Annotated in this window: 12 protein-coding genes; 7 read left to right on the forward strand and 5 right to left on the reverse strand. The window is 72.2% G+C overall.

Going from position 1 to position 14403, the window contains the following annotated elements; genetic code table 11:
* Positions 1-21: 21 nt before the first annotated feature.
* The 3 genes from ACH4OW_RS17840 to ACH4OW_RS17850 are packed head-to-tail and all read left to right on the forward strand — an operon-like array spanning position 22 to position 1371.
* On the forward strand, positions 22-897 hold the full coding sequence (locus tag ACH4OW_RS17840; RefSeq protein ID WP_398028744.1) for a helix-turn-helix domain-containing protein: 876 nt from the start codon (positions 22-24) through the stop codon (positions 895-897).
* An 11-nt stretch (positions 898-908) separates the two neighbouring features.
* Entirely contained in the window at positions 909-1100 is a 192-nt protein-coding gene (locus tag ACH4OW_RS17845) for a DUF397 domain-containing protein (RefSeq protein WP_398028746.1), read from the forward strand.
* Positions 1093-1371: a DUF397 domain-containing protein gene (locus ACH4OW_RS17850; protein WP_398028749.1), complete on the forward strand. Its 279-nt coding sequence runs from the start codon at positions 1093-1095 to the stop codon at positions 1369-1371. Before ACH4OW_RS17845 ends, ACH4OW_RS17850 begins: the two co-directional genes overlap by 8 nt.
* On the opposite strand, the gene ACH4OW_RS17855 is transcribed toward ACH4OW_RS17850, so the two are convergent.
* From ACH4OW_RS17855 to ACH4OW_RS17870, 4 genes are all read right to left on the reverse strand, one after another.
* A complete protein-coding gene (locus ACH4OW_RS17855) occupies positions 1368-2204 on the reverse strand; it encodes an ABC transporter ATP-binding protein (protein ID WP_398028752.1) in 837 nt (278 codons plus the stop codon). The two genes, ACH4OW_RS17850 and ACH4OW_RS17855, sit on opposite strands and share 4 nt — an antisense overlap.
* Positions 2205-2272: 68 nt before the next feature.
* On the reverse strand, positions 2273-2725 hold the full coding sequence (locus tag ACH4OW_RS17860; RefSeq protein WP_398028754.1) for an HD domain-containing protein: 453 nt from the start codon (positions 2723-2725) through the stop codon (positions 2273-2275).
* Positions 2726-2814: 89 nt separating this feature from the next.
* The gene (locus tag ACH4OW_RS17865) at positions 2815-4269 is read right to left on the reverse strand and encodes a penicillin-binding transpeptidase domain-containing protein (RefSeq protein WP_398028757.1); all 1455 of its coding nucleotides are present in this window, start codon (positions 4267-4269) and stop codon (positions 2815-2817) included.
* Entirely contained in the window at positions 4266-5786 is a 1521-nt protein-coding gene (locus tag ACH4OW_RS17870; RefSeq protein ID WP_398028760.1) for an FtsW/RodA/SpoVE family cell cycle protein, read from the reverse strand. Before ACH4OW_RS17870 ends, ACH4OW_RS17865 begins: the two co-directional genes overlap by 4 nt.
* A gap of 622 nt (positions 5787-6408) precedes the next feature.
* Between ACH4OW_RS17870 and ACH4OW_RS17875 the strand changes: the two genes are divergently transcribed.
* On the forward strand, positions 6409-7647 hold the full coding sequence (locus ACH4OW_RS17875; protein WP_360132323.1) for a cytochrome P450: 1239 nt from the start codon (positions 6409-6411) through the stop codon (positions 7645-7647).
* 68 nt (positions 7648-7715) lie between these two features.
* Here ACH4OW_RS17875 and ACH4OW_RS17880 read toward each other — a convergent pair whose 3' ends face one another.
* Entirely contained in the window at positions 7716-8948 is a 1233-nt protein-coding gene (locus ACH4OW_RS17880) for a cytochrome P450 (protein ID WP_398028763.1), read from the reverse strand.
* A gap of 740 nt (positions 8949-9688) precedes the next feature.
* Here ACH4OW_RS17880 and ACH4OW_RS17885 point away from each other — a divergent pair.
* The 3 genes from ACH4OW_RS17885 to ACH4OW_RS17895 are packed head-to-tail and all read left to right on the forward strand — an operon-like array spanning position 9689 to position 14368.
* Positions 9689-10522 carry a sugar phosphate isomerase/epimerase family protein gene (locus tag ACH4OW_RS17885; RefSeq protein ID WP_360132203.1) on the forward strand — a complete coding sequence of 278 codons (834 nt, stop codon included), beginning with the start codon at positions 9689-9691 and terminating at the stop codon, positions 10520-10522.
* Positions 10515-10910: an acyl carrier protein gene (locus tag ACH4OW_RS17890; RefSeq protein WP_398028766.1), complete on the forward strand. Its 396-nt coding sequence runs from the start codon at positions 10515-10517 to the stop codon at positions 10908-10910. The genes ACH4OW_RS17885 and ACH4OW_RS17890 overlap by 8 nt, the downstream gene beginning before the upstream one ends.
* The gene (locus ACH4OW_RS17895) at positions 10907-14368 is read left to right on the forward strand and encodes a thioester reductase domain-containing protein (RefSeq protein WP_398028769.1); all 3462 of its coding nucleotides are present in this window, start codon (positions 10907-10909) and stop codon (positions 14366-14368) included. Before ACH4OW_RS17890 ends, ACH4OW_RS17895 begins: the two co-directional genes overlap by 4 nt.
* Positions 14369-14403: the final 35 nt, after the last annotated feature.

Consider the following 14403-nt stretch of genomic DNA (forward strand, 5'->3'; position numbering starts at 1 on the left):
GCAGGAGACGAGGAGGTGCGCATGCCACCCAGAACGCGTCCCACGGAGCGCCAACGGAGACTCGGACTGGAGCTACGAAAGCTGCGGAACCGCGCGGGACTCTCCGGCGATCAGGCCGGATCCCTGCTGGACGCGGACCGCACCCGAATCAGCAATATCGAGGCGGGCCGCGTGGATGTCGCGCGCAATCGGCTCTACATGCTCCTGCGCCGCTACGGGTGCCCGCACGGCCCACTGTTCGAAGAGCTCATGGCCATGGCTCAGGAGACGGGAAGGGGCTGGTGGGGCGACTTCCGCGATGTGGTGGCGCCGGTCGGGCGCGACCTGGCCGAGTTGGAGGCCCGGTCCGCGGGCATTCGCGTCCATGAGCCGCTGTTCGTGCCTGGGCTGCTGCAGACGGCGGACTACGCACGTGCGGTCATCGCGGAATCGGAGCAGGACGAGCACCGGGTGGAGCGCTTCGTGGAGTTCCGGATGGCGCGGCAGCGCATCCTGGCCGGTGTGGTCACGTATCGGGCCATCGTTCACGAAGCTGCACTGCACGTTCAGATCGGTGGACCGAAGGTCATGCGTCGGCAACTCCTGCGCTTGATCGAAGCGGCTCGGCAGCCGAACGTCACGGTGCAGGTCTTTCCGTTCGAAGCGGGTTCGTACTCGTCCTTCAGCCGGTCCTTCGGGATCTTCGGCGGATCGGTGCCCGAACTCGACACGGTGCACCTGGAGCATCCGATGGACTCCGTGTTCCTGCGGGATGGCGACCACATCGAGGAGTACGCCAAGATGTTCGAGCGACTGTCCGGGCTGGCCCTTCCTGCTGTCGATCCGGAGTCGACACCTGAGTCCCATGAGTCTCGGGACTCGCTCAGTCTCATCCAGCACGTGATGTACAGGATGTAAGAGGGAGACGGATGTACGAGCTCGTGTGGCGCAAGTCCTCGTTCAGTGGCGGGGGTAACGGCGACTGTGTGGAGACGGCCGTCGGTCCTGGCGGGCGGGTGTGTTTCCGGGAGGGCGACGAGCCGGCCGTGGTTGCGTCGACCGGCTCGGGGGCGTGGAAGGCTTTCGTTCGGGCCGTCCAAGGAGGTCAGTTGGATGGTTGAGCCAGGGCTGCTGGACCGGTGCGTGCGAGCAGGGTGTCCGTCTGGCCGTCATGGCCGACACGCCTGCTTGGCGTGCGAAGCGGAAGAGGTCGTGTGGCGCAAGTCATCATTCAGCACCGGGGACCACGGAGAGTGCGTGGAGGTGGCCGCGAGCTCCGGCGGGCCCGTCCGCTTTCGGGAGAGCGACGAGCCGGCCGTCGTCGCGGCGGCCGGCTCGGGGTCGTGGGGGGCGTTCGTCCGGGCGCTTAAATGTGGCCGGTTGGACGGTTAGTGGCGTCCTGAGTGGGCGTGCCAGCGGTTGTTGTGGTGGGTTACTTGGATGGGGCGGCCGAAGCAGGCCGTTAGGCGGGAGTCGGTGAGGGTGTCCGCCACCGGTCCTGCCGCCTGCACGCGGCCGTCGCGTAGGAGCAGGGCGTGGCCGATGGCGGGGGAGAGTTCTTCCAGGTGGTGGGTGACCGTGACGGTTGCCAGGTCGGGGCGGGTCTCGGCCAGGCGGTGCATGGTGTCGATCAGGTCTTCCCTGGACGGCAGGTCGAGTGCGTTGAACGGTTCGTCCAGGAGGAGCAGCGAGGGGTTGGCCATCAGCGCGCGGGCGATGAGGAGGCGGGCCCGTTGTCCGCCGGAGCACACGCCGTACGGCCGGTCCGCCAGGTCCTTGCACTCCAGCTCGGTCAGCAGCTCGTGCGCGCGCTCGCGTGTGGCGTCGTCGTACTTTCCCCACAGCGGCTGCACGGTGCCGGTCGCTCCGGTGAGGACGACGGTGTTGCCGGTGGCGTCCTGGGGGACTTTCTGCGCGCTGGAGACGAGGCCGATCGCGGCGCGCAGTTCGCGTACGTCCACGGTGCCCAGGCGGTGGCCGAGGACTTCGACCGTGCCGGTGGTGGGGAACATCAGCGCGCCGACGAGTCGTAGCACGGTGGTCTTGCCCGCGCCGTTGGGGCCGAGGAGGGCCCAGTGTTCGCCGGCCCGTACGGCCCAGTCGATGGCGTCGAGGATGACCTGGCCGGTGGTGAGGCGGCGGACGCTCGCGTCGTGGAGGGCGGCGATCACGCGGTTTCCGGGGGCCGAGGGGGCGGGGGTGTCCGAGGGCTCCGAGGTCGTCATGGCGGGCAGGGTAGCTGTGTGGGGCAGGTTTGTGGGGTGGTGTCCGGGGGGTGGAAGGGGGAGTGAGGTTAGTGGGGGAGGTTCAGGAGGGTGCGGGTGTGGGTGTACTTGGCGGTCAGGCGGTCGCGGGTGACGGGGGGCAGGGCGGCTAGCCGTGCCGGGTCGGCGTTGTGGGCCAGGTCCGCTTCCTTGACCAGGAGCGCGCCCGGGGTGGCGAGGATGCGGGCCGTGTACGCCTCGACCGGTTCGCCCGGGCGCTTGGTGACCGCGCGGATCATCGCTTTGGTGTGCTCGGTGAGCGCGGCCCCGGCCAGCCACGCGGGCGTCAGCGCGTCGTCCTCGATCGCGTCGTGCAGCCAGGCCGCGGCGATCTGTTCGTCGCTGCCGCCGCGCGCCCGTACGCCCTCGGCGACCGCGGCGAGGTGCTCCGCGTACGGGCGGCCCGCCTTGTCGGTCTGTCCTTCGTGCGCGCGACGGGCCAGCGCCTCGACCTCGGTGAGGGAGAGGTGTGGTTGGTTCATGAGTGTCCCCCTGTTTCCCCGGCCCCTGTGTTTCCCCGGCCCCGGTGCTCCCCGGCCCCGGTGCTCCCCGGCTCCCGTGTTCTCGTACGTCACCGTAGCGCCGCCCGCATCACCGCGCGGGCGATGGGGGCCGCGCTGCCCCCGCCGCTGATGTCCGCGCGGTTGGCGGACGCGTCCTCGACGACCACCGCCACGGCCACCGCCGGGTCCCGCGCGCCGTCCTTCTTGGCCCAGGAGACGAACCAGGCGTACGGGGTGCCCTCGTTGCGTACTCCGTGCTGCGCGGTGCCGGTCTTGCCGCCGACCGTGGCCCCGCCGATCGCCGCGCCGGTGCCGGTGCCCTGGGTGACGACGCCGGTCATCATCTCCTGGAGGCGTCGGGCCGTGCCGGGGCTCATGGCCCGGTGCAGGGTTTTCTGCCGGGTGGTGGAGACCGTCTCGCCGTGCGCGTCGGTCACCTTGTCGACCAGGTAGGGGGACATGACGGCGCCGTCGGCTGCCACCGCCGCGGCGACCATGGCCATCTGGAGCGGGGTGGCCGTGGTGTCGTACTGGCCGATGGCGGAGAGCGCGAGCTGTGCGTCGTTCATGTCGGTGTCGAAGTTGCTGCGGGCGGCGGTGGAGGGGATTTTCAGGTCGGTGGAGTTGAAGCCGAAGTTCTCGGCGGTGTCGATCATGTCTTCGAGTCCGACGTCCACGCCGAGGTGGGCGAAGACGGTGTTGCAGGAGACCTCGAAGGCGTGCCGGAGCGTCGCGTTCTCGCAGCCGCCCGCCTCGTTGGTGAGCTGCGTCGACGTCCCGGGGAGGGGGTACGGGCTCGGGGTGTCGGTGGCCGCGTCGGGGTCGGTGACCTTGCGGTGGTCCAGTGCCGCGGCGGCCGTGACGATCTTGAAGGTGGAGCCCGGCGGGTACGTCTGGCGCAGCGCGCGGTTGAGCATCGGCTGGTCGCCGTCCCGGTTGAGCCGGGCCCAGGCGTCGGCGGCCGGCTGTCCGGTGCCGGCGATGTCGTCCGGGTCGTACGAGGGCGTGCTGACCAGCGCCAGGATCTTGCCGGTCCGCGGCTCGACGGCGGCCACCGCGCCCTTTTTGCCGCCCAGCCCCTCGAACGCGGCCTGTTGCGTCGCGGCGTCGATCGTGGTCAGCACGTCACCGCCGGGCTGTTGCTCGCGCGTGATGTCCGTCCACAGGGGGACCGGGGCGAGGCGGGGGTCGGTGCCGGACAGCACGCCGTCCTCGGCGTTCTCCAGGAGCGTGGTGCCGTAGGTCTGGGAGGCGTAGCCGGTGACGGGGGCGTAGCGCGGGCCCTGGGTGTACGTGCGTTCGTAGCGCAGATGCCCGCCGCTGTCGCGGGATCCGGTGACCGGTTCGCCGCCGACCAGGATGTTGCCGCGCGGCTGGCTGTAACGGGCCAGTACGGGGCGCCGGTTGGCGGGGTTCTTGTCGTACTCGTCGGCCTTGAAGACCTGGACGCGCGCGGCGTTCAGGAGCAGCGCGACGAGCAGGAGGAGGCAGAAGACGCTGGCGCGGCGGATGTAGCGGATCATCGGGCACCGCCCTCGTCGTCGTGGTCGGTGCGGCCGGTGGCGGGGGGTTCCGGGCCGGGGCCGCCGGGTTCGCGCGGGCCGCCCGCGTACCCGGTGAGGTACGGGGCGTCCCCGTCCGGCTCGGCGGAGGCCCCCGACGGCGCGCCGCGGGTGCGTACGGGCGCGACGACGCCGGTCTCCGCGGCGTCCGGGTGGGGTCTGCGGGCGCTGTCGCTGATCCGGACGAGCAGCGCGATGATGATCCAGTTGGTGACGACGGACGAGCCGCCCTGGGCGAGGAACGGCATCGCCATGCCGGTCAGCGGGATCAGGCCCATCACCCCGCCGGCGATGACGAAGACCTGGATGGCGAGCAGGGAGGCGAGGCCGACGGCGAGCAGCCGGCCGAACGGGTCGCGCAGCGCCAGGCCCGCCCGGTAGCCGCGGGCGACCAGCAGCGCGTACAGGAGGAAGAGCCCGGTGAGGCCGACCAGGCCCAGTTCCTCGCCGAAGGTGGCCAGGATGAAGTCCGACTTCATGGCGAAGCCGATGAGGGCGGAGTGGCCCTCGCCCAGGCCGGTGCCGAGCAGCCCGCCGGCGGCGAAGGCGAACAGCGACTGGGCGAGCTGGCCCGCGCCGCGGCCCGCCTCGATGCTGGCGAACGGGTGCAGCCAGTCCGCGACCCGGCTGTGCACGTGGGGTTCGACGGAGCCGACGGCGGCGGCTCCGACGGCGGCGAGCAGCAGGCCCACCGCGATCCAGCCGGTGCGCCCGGTGGCCACGTACAGCAGGACGACAAAGACGCCGAAGAAGAGCAGCGAGGTGCCCAGGTCGCGTTCGAGGACCAGGACGCCGACGCTGACCAGCCAGATGGCGGCGATCGGGCCGAGCACCCGGCCGGTGGGGAACTGGAATTTCCACATCCGTCTGCCGGTGTGGGCCAGGGCGTTGCGGTTGGCCGCCAGGTAGGCGGCGAAGAAGACGGTGATCAGGATTTTCGCGAACTCGCCGGGCTGGAAGGAGAACCCCGCCACCCGGATCCAGATCTTGGCCCCGTTCACCGCCGGGAAGAGGATCGGGACGATCATCAGGACGAGTCCGGCGGCGACCGACACGTAGGCGTAGCGCTGGAGGGTGCGGTGGTCGCGCAGCAGCAGGACCACGGCGGCGAACAGGGCGACGCCGAGCGCGGACCAGACCAGCTGGGTGGGTGCCGCCTGGTCCCTGGGTGTCTCCAGGTCGAGCCGGAAGATCAGGACCAGCCCGAGCCCGTTCAGCAGGATGGCGATGGGCAGCAGCAGGGGGTCGGCGAACGGAGCGCGCAACCGTACGGCGAGGTGGCCGAGGAGGGCCAGGGCCCCCAGCCCCGCGCCGTAGCTCGCCGCGTCGCCCGGCACCGCGTTCTGCCGGGCGAGTCCGACGTCGATGTACCCGTAGACGCTGATGAGGACGGCTCCGACGAGGAGCAGCAGCTCGGTGCCCCGGCGTCTGGGCAGTCTCAGGCCCGGTGGGGGAGTGTCCGCCGCGGTAGCCGTCATGGCAGGCAACGTAGCAAGCGTGGGGATATATGTCCTTTATGTCGGTGTGTGTGGGGTGTGTGGTGCGAGGTTGTTGCCGATGGCCGGGTGGGGTGGCGTGGCCCCCGGGGGCGGGAGGGCCGTACGGGTACGGCTTCCCCGGCGGGCGGGGCGCGTGCCGTTCCGCGCGAGGCGGCCGCACGGTCTCCGATTCCGGGCCGGGTGGGCACTCTTTCCGCGCCGGCCCGGCCGTGCGGCGCCCTGGCGACCGGACGCCGAGACGGCGCCCCACCTGCTCCGGGCCGGGCCCGGCCGGCGTGGTGGGCCGGGGTGTCGCGGCTCCGTCGGGGGCGCCCCTAGGGGACGAACAAGGGTTGATCCGTGATTGGCCGCAATGGCAGTTTGTAAACTCGCCCTCAGACCACGCGCACACATATGTACAAGGCTGAGCTCGTCACGCTGGATGCGGCCGACCGGTTCATGGCGCACGTCACATCCGCGAACGCCGAGCGGATGTCCCGGCGTTCGGCAGCCCTTACCGGGGCCCGCCGAGGGCGGGTGACCGTCCCCCTCGACGAAAGGCAGTATTAGCGTCATGACGACTCTCCGTTCCCGGATCATCGCCTGGGCCGGCCGCTTGTATATGGCAAGAACGAGGAAGAAGGGCTTCGACCTGTCTCGGATGTCTTTCTTGCCCGAGTCTGTGCTGATGCCCTTGCGGCGGGACGGCCTCGACCCCGTGGGCGAGCTGGCGACGGTGCGCGAGAAGGAGCCCATCAGCAAGCTGCCGGTGCCGATCGCCGCCAACGTGTGGCTGGTCACCGGTTACGACGAGGTCAAGGCGGTGCTGGGCAAGGGCAACGCCTTCAGCTCCGACTTCACCAACCTCATCGGCCAGGCCGGTGCCAGCACCGACCAGAACCCCGGCGGCCTCGGCTTCGCCGACCCGCCGGTGCACACCCGGCTGCGCCGCCTGCTGACCCCGGAATTCACCATGCGCCGGCTCGGCCGGCTCACGCCGCGTATCCACGAGATCGTGGAGGAGCGGCTGGACGCCATGGAGAAGGCCGGCCGGTCCGGCGAGCCGGTCGATATCGTCGAGCACTTCGCCCTGCCGATTCCGTCCCTGGTCATTTGCGAACTCCTCGGGGTGCCGTACGAGGACCGCGCGGACTTCGAGCGGCTGAGCGCGGCCCGCTTCGACCTTTTCAGCGGCGCCAACGCGTCCTTCGGCGCCATATCGGAATCGCTCGCCTATTTCCGCGAGGTGGTCAAGAAGCAGCGGAAGGACCCGGGCGACGGCCTGCTCGGCATGATCGTGAAGGAGCACGGCGACACGGTCAGCGACGAGGAGCTGGCGGGCCTCGCCGACGGCGTGCTGACCGGCGGCTTCGAGACGACCGCGAGCATGCTCGCGCTCGGCGCCCTGGTGCTCCTCCAGGACTCCTCGCACTTCGCGGCCCTCAAGGACGGCGACGAGGCGGCCGACCGCTACGTCGAGGAGCTGCTGCGCTACCTCACCGTCGTCCAGGTGGCCTTCCCCCGGTTCGCGCGCGAGGACCTGGAGATCGCCGGGGTGCAGATCGCCAAGGGCGACGTGGTGCTGTGCTCGCTGAGCGGCGCCGACCGGGACGGCAAGCTGGGCCCGGAGATGGAGCGCTTCGACCCGTCCCGCAACGTTCCCTCGCACCTCGCCTTCGGGTACGGCATCCACCGCTGCGTCGGCGCCGAGCTGGCCAAGATGGAGCTGCGCGCCGCCTACCCCGCGCTGGTGCGGCGCTTCCCCAACATGCGGCTCGCGGTCGGTCCTGACGAGCTGGCGTTCCGCAAGCTGTCGATCGTGTACGGCATCGAGTCGCTGCCGGTCCGCCTCGACGGCTGAGCGGGTCCTTCGCGCGGCGGCCCGGCACCCTGCCTTTCGCAAGGGTGCCGGGCCGCCGCCTTGCCGCCTCACTCCGGCCGCAGGGCCACCGGCATGCTGGTCACGCCGCTCAGCAGATTGGAGTAGTTGCGCCGGATGTCGCCGCGCTGTTCCACCGAGGCGACGACCTCCCGCAGCCCGGTCAGCATGGCGGCGATCTCGGCCCGCCCGAGGTAGGCGCCGAGGCAGAAGTGCGGGCCGTAGCCGAAGGACAGGTGCTTGTTGGGGGTGCGGCCGAGCAGGAAGCGCTCCGGGGCCTCGAAGACCTCCTCGTCCATGTTCGCCGAGTCGTTCCACAGCGTCACGACGTCCCCGGCCCTGATCACCTGCCCCTGCCCGCCGGCCGGTACGTCCTCCAGGGCCGTACGGCCGAAGTGCAGCGCGGGCGTGGTCCAGCGCAGGATCTCGTCGACCGCGGTGGCGATCTCCACCTCGCCGTTCTTCAGCGCCCGCCACTGCTCCGGGTGTTCGACCAGCGCGAGCACCCCGCCGGTCATCGACATCCGGCTGGTCTCGTCGCCGCCGATGATCAGGCTGTAGCAGTTGACCACGATCTCGTCCATGGTCAGCGGCTCACCCTCGATCGTCCCGGTGGCCAGCACACTGACGGCATCGGTGCCCGGGTTCCTGCGGCGCTCCTCGGCCAGCGTCCCGAAGTACGCGAGGATGTCGTTGCGCGCCTGCCAGGCCGCGACGGGCGACTGGGCGGCGCCGTCGTTGCCGAGGGCCGTCGCGGTCAGCTCCAGCACCTTCGCGCGGTCCGCCTCGGGCACGCCCATCAGGTCGCAGATCGCGGTGAGCGGGATGTCGGCGGCCACGTCCCGGGCGAAGTCGCACTCCTCGCGCGCGACGGCCTCGGCGAGCAGCGCGCGGGTGGACCGCCGGATGTTCTCCACCACGCCTTCCAGCGCGCGCGGTGAGAACGCCTTGAGCAGGATCTTGCGGATGTCCGCGTGCCGCGGCCCGTCCGTCACCGCGGCCATCATGCCCGCGGCGGAGTCCCCGCCCATCAGCAGCGTGGTGAGGACGTTGCCCTTCTCCGACGTGAACCGCTTGTCGTCCCGGTAGATCTCGGAGACGTCCGCGTGCCGGGAGACGACCCAGAAGCCCGGGGCGCCGCCGGTGGACGGGTGCCAGTAGAACGGCTGTGTCTTCCGCAGATGGCGCCATACCTCGCGCAGGTCGTACTCGGCGTGGGTGCGCGGGTCAGTCAGGTCGAGTGTCGCCGTGTCCCCCGGGCTCAGCATGATGCGGCTGGGCATGGATTCATCTGCTCCTTAGGCTCCCCGCCGGAGTCGCCCGTACGGCTGCTCCGCAACGCGCGCACAGTAGCAACCCGCCGTGTCGCGGCGGGGCGTGGAGCCGCCCCCGGCGGGCGGCCGCTCGCGACCGTGGCCGCCGGTGTGCGCCTCCGTGCGGCGGGCGCGGCAGGCGCAGTCCGGTCCCGACCGTTCGGACCGCCCGCTCCCGCTTTCGTTCGATACGTCCAACTACCCCCTGTGACCTGCGAGTTCGTTGTCCCGCGCGACGTCATAAGGGGATATTCCCCCATAGGGTGCGCACAGGGATGCGTGCTAGCATCCGGGTGTTCGACAGGGCTGGAGCAAGTCGACAGGATCGTTGGCCGACGGGGGCGCGCATGATGGCAATCAACGAGAGAACGGCCGCGGTGGCGGACACCGCCGCCCGCGCGGAGGGTACGCACCGGTGTGCGGCCGTCCGCCGCACCGCACCAGTGCCTTCCGCGGCGATTCCCGCGGCATAGCGGACAGACGCAGCGGATACCGGCCCACGGCGTCCGGTTCCGGTTTTCCCACCACCGACCACCACCCGCGAGCGGCCGACGCGCTGCCGGAAACGGCACCGGCCCGCACGCGCGGTGTCATGCGGCAACCACCACTACAGGCAACGCAATTGTGTGCCGCCCTGTTCCGCGGGAACGAGGCCGAGGCTTCCTCCGGGCCCGGGCCGGGAAGCGCACCGACGAGGAGCGGGACGAGCCATGACCGGTCAGACAAGTCTCGGGTTGCTGGTCGACCAGGCGTTCTACGGGTCCCCTTACCAGGGCAAGGACGCGTGGCGGGCCGCGGCTGAACTGGGCGCCGAATGGATCTGCATCGTCGAAGAGGCGATGGAGCTGAAGCCGGACCGGCTGCTGCAGTTCCGCAACGACGCGGACGCGGTGGGCCTGCCGATCAGCCTCACCGCCTGCCACGCCTTCGGGCTCAGCGATTTCCGCGACGTCGTACGGGAATTCCACCTCAAGCGGGCCGAGGCGCACGTCGACCTGACGCGCGAACTGGGCGGCCGGGTGATGAAGATCCTGCTGGGCGACTGGTTCTGGCGCGCCATGTGGCCCGAGGAGGCGCAGTGGCAGCTGCTGGCCACCTCGGTGCGCCGCCTCGCCGACTACGCCGAGGCGTGCGGCATCGGGCTCAGCGTGAAGCCCGAGCCGATGGACACCTCCCTCGTCACCGACGTCGACGACCTGGTGCGGCTGCTCGACGACGTCGGCTCCCCGGCCCTCCAGGCGAACGTGGACGTCTCCCACCTGGTGGTCGCCGGCGTGGCCGCGTCCGAGGTGGGCCGGCTGGCCGGGCGGGTCAACAGCGTGGACTACTCCGACTCCAACGGCACGTACCACGAACACCTGGTGCCCGGCGAAGGCGTCGCGGACATGCCCGCCTTCACCGAGCAACTGCTCGCCGTCGACGCCGCGTGGGTCGGCGTCGAGGTCGGCCCGTTCGCCGACCCGGAGAACGCCTACGACAAGGTCGGCCGGGCGATGGCCCGGTCCCGCGAACTCTTCGACACCGCGGCGGCGCGGCGTGGCTGAGAACAGAACCCTCCCGGAGGACCCCGTGGTGAACCCCGAAGACAGCGCGTCCGCACCCGAAGACCCGCTGCGGCTCGTCAGCGGGGCGTGGCAGGAGGTGCTGGGCATCGACGAAGCACCCCTGGACACCGGCTTCTTCGACGCGGGCGGCAACTCGATGCTGCTGGTGATGCTCAGCGACGAACTCTCCGACCTGACGGGCCGGGAGCTGGAGGTCGCCGAGCTGTTCCGCCACGACACGGTCCGCGCCCAGGCCCGGCTGCTGGACCCGTCGTACGAGCCGGCGGCGCCGGCCCCCGCGGCCTCCCCGGAGGGCCGCGGCCGCCTCCTCGGCAGCGCCCGGCGCGGTCGCCGGGACGACGCGGCCGGGCAGGCCGCCGCGCGATGAACAGCGAGACCGCCGTAGCGGTGGTGGGCGTCGGCTGCCGGTTCCCGGAGGCCGCGACCCCGGAGGAGTTCTGGGACAACCTCGACAAGGGCGTGGTCTCGCTCCGGGACATCCCGGCCGAGGACCTGCGCCGCTGCGGCGTGTCCGCGGAGACGGCCGCAGCGCCGGGCTTCGTGACCCGGTCCGGCTGGATCGAGGACCCGGAGCTGTTCGCCGCCGAGTTCTTCGGCTACACCCCCGTCGAGGCCGAGCTGATCGACCCGCAGCAGCGTCTCTTCCTCGAAGCGTGCAGGGACGGCCTGGAGCGCGCCGGGCACCTGCCCGACGGCGAGCACGGCCCGCAGGTCGGCGTCTTCGCCGGGGCGAGCAACAGCACGTACAACACCCTGCTCCAGTACGCCCGCGCCCGCACGGAAGGCCCCGCCGCCTTCGACGACCTGACCCTGCAACTGGGCGGCGGCATCGACTTCATGGCGACCCGGGTCGCGTACAAGCTCGGCCTGCGCGGCCCCTCCATGGCCGTGCAGACCGCCTGCTCCTCCTCGCTCACCGCCGTGCACTACGCCGTCCTGAGCCTGCTGTCGGAGGAGTGCGACATCGCCCTGGCGGGCGGCAGCGGACTGTCGTACCCGTCCGTCGGCTACCACTACCAGCCCGGCGGCGTGCTCTCCGAGGACGGCTTCTGCCGCGCCTTCGACATCCGGTCCACCGGTACGGGCGCGGGCTCCGGCGTCGGCGTGGTCGTGCTGCGCCGCCTCGCCGACGCGCTCGCCGACGGCGACCCGGTGCTCGCCGTGATCGGCGGCAGCGCGGTCGGCAACGACGGCGCCCGCCGGCCCGGCTTCACCGCGCCCAGCCCGGACGGCCTGGCCTCGGTAGTCGCCGCCGCGCTCGCGGTGTCCGGCACCGACCCGGCCGACCTGCGGTACGCCGAGGCGCACGGCTCCGGCACGCCCCTGGGCGACCAGGTCGAGCTGCGCGGCCTGATCGACGGCCTGCGCGCCGCGGGCGGACGCGCGGCCGACCGCAACTACTGCGCGCTCGGCACCGTCAAGGCGAACATCGGGCACGCCGGATCGGCCGCCGGCATCGCCGGGCTGATCAAGGCGATCCACGTCGCCCGCACCGGCACCATCGCGCCGCACCCGATGTTCGAGCACGCCAGGGACCCCGGCGTACTCGCCGACAGCCCCTTCCGCGTCCCCACCGACCTGGAGCGGTGCGCCGACCCCGGCCGCCGCGTGCTGGTGAACTCGATGGGCCTGGGCGGCGCCAACGCGTGCGTCGTCCTGGCCCCGCCGCCCGCGCCGGTGCGCCCCTCGGCACCCGCCAGGCCCGTCGTACGGCTCCAGCTCTCCGCGCGCACCCGTACCGAACTCGACGCGCTCTCCCGCCTCCTGGCCGACGAGATCGACCAGGACCGCGCGGCGGCCGGGGACATCGCCCACACCCTGCGCACCGGACGGCAGGACTTCGCCGAGCGCCGGGTGGTCACCGCGGCCCCCGACCGGCTGGCCGCCGCCCTGCGGCTGCCCCGGCCGCCCGCCGTCCGCACGCACCGCGCCGGTACGCGCCGCGCCGTCCTGGCCGTCACCGCGGCCGGCGAGCGGGCCGAGGAGATACGCGCCGCCCTGGCCGGCGCCCTCGGGCCGCGCGTCGAACAGCACGACTCCATACCCTCCTCGCTACCCGCCGACGCGTATCTGCTGATCGTCGGCGAAGGGGAGGGCGGCACCGGCCGGTACGTGCTGCCGGTGGAGGAGGACGAGGACCGCTCCGCACGCGACGAGCGGATCGCCGCGGCGCTCGCGGACGCCTGGCTGCACGGCGTCCCGGTGGACCCGCGCGCACTCGACGACGGCACCGGGCGGCGCGTCACGCTCCCCACGTACCCGTACACCCGGCGCCGCTGCTCGGCACTGGACGAGTCGGTGTTCACCGTGCCGGGGGCCGCCGCCCGGGAGCCCGCACCGCGTGCGGAGGCGCCCGCGTCCGGCGACCGGCCCGGCGGCCTCGAAGGCGAGCTGGTAGCCCTCTGGGAGGAGCTGTTCGGCGTCGGCGGCATCGGTGTGCACGACGAGTTCGGCGCGCTCGGCGGCACGTCCCTGCTCGGCCTGCGGATGACGCTGGAGGTGCAGGAGCGGTACGGCATGCTGCTCAACCTGCACCGCACCGGCGGCAGCCAGGCCACCGTCACCCGCGTCGCCGAGGCGATCCGCGCCGCCCGCGCGGACACCGGCGACACGGCCGGCCAAGCCCCCGGGACCCGCCCCTCCGACGCCGCCCTCCTCGACGCCGACCTCGCCCTCGAACTGCCGCCCCTGGCAGCGCGCCAGGCACCGCCCGGCACGGACGTCCTGCTCACCGGCGCGACCGGCTTCGTCGGCGCCTTCCTGCTGCACGAGCTGCTCCAGGACCCCGGCCGCCCCGGCAGCCGCGTCTACTGCCTGGTCCGCGCCGACGACGAGGAACACGGCCGCAGGCGCCTGCGCGAGACCGCCGCACGCTTCCGGCTCCCCGAGCCCGACCCCGCACGCGTCCACGTCGTCCCCGGCGACCTGCGCGACATCGCCGAGATCTGCGAGACCTTCCGCGACGGCGAACTGGCCCGCCGCACCGGCCACGTCGTCCACTGCGGCGCCCACGTCGTCTTCACCGAGCCGTACGAGGTGCTGCGCCCGGCCAACACCCTGGCCACGTACCACCTCCTCGGCTGGATGCGCCGCCACGGCGTCACCGACATCAGCTACGTCTCCACCCTCGCCGCCTGCGGCCAGGCCCTCGGCTCCGAGGGACGGCTGCTGGAGCGCAGGGAACAGCCCCTGGACCCCGAGGCCGGCGGCTACGGCATCTCCAAGTGGGCCAGTGAAAGGCTCCTGGACAAGGCCGAGCGGGACGGCATGCGGGTACGGGTCTTCCGGCCGGGACTGATCGGCGGCGCCACCACCACCGGCGCCTGCAACGACCTGGACATGCTGTGGCGGCTGGTGGCCGCGTGCCTGGCCGTCGGCGCCCACCCGGCGGACGACATGCCGCTGCCGGTGGCGCCCGTCGACCTGGTGGCCCGCGCGATCGTCCGGCTCGGCCGGGAGCCCGGCTCCGCGGGCCGCGCCTACCACCTGGTCGGCGCGGAGCCCACCACCTTCTCCGCGCTCTTCGCAGAGCTGGACGGGCTGGGCGTGCCGACCCGCGGCGTACCGGTCGCGGAGTGGGCGCGCCTGGCGGGACGGCGGGCGCTGGAGACCGGCGACCCGGTGCTGTCGACCATGGCGCTGTACGAGACCCACGACCTGGACACGCCCCGCGTGGACGTGGAGGCCCGGCTGTGGCGGGACTGGCTGCGCGCACAGGACCTGGACCCCCGCCTGGACGGCGAACGGACCCTGCAAGCCCTGCGGTACCTCGCCGGACGCCCGGCCTTCGCCGCTCTGCTGACCGATGTGACGGAAGGCGCCTGACCCAGTGAGTACCGACGGGACGACGGACGGAACGA

The organism is Streptomyces sp. NPDC017056, from assembly GCF_044332485.1.
In the GTDB taxonomy this organism is placed as follows: domain Bacteria; phylum Actinomycetota; class Actinomycetes; order Streptomycetales; family Streptomycetaceae; genus Streptomyces.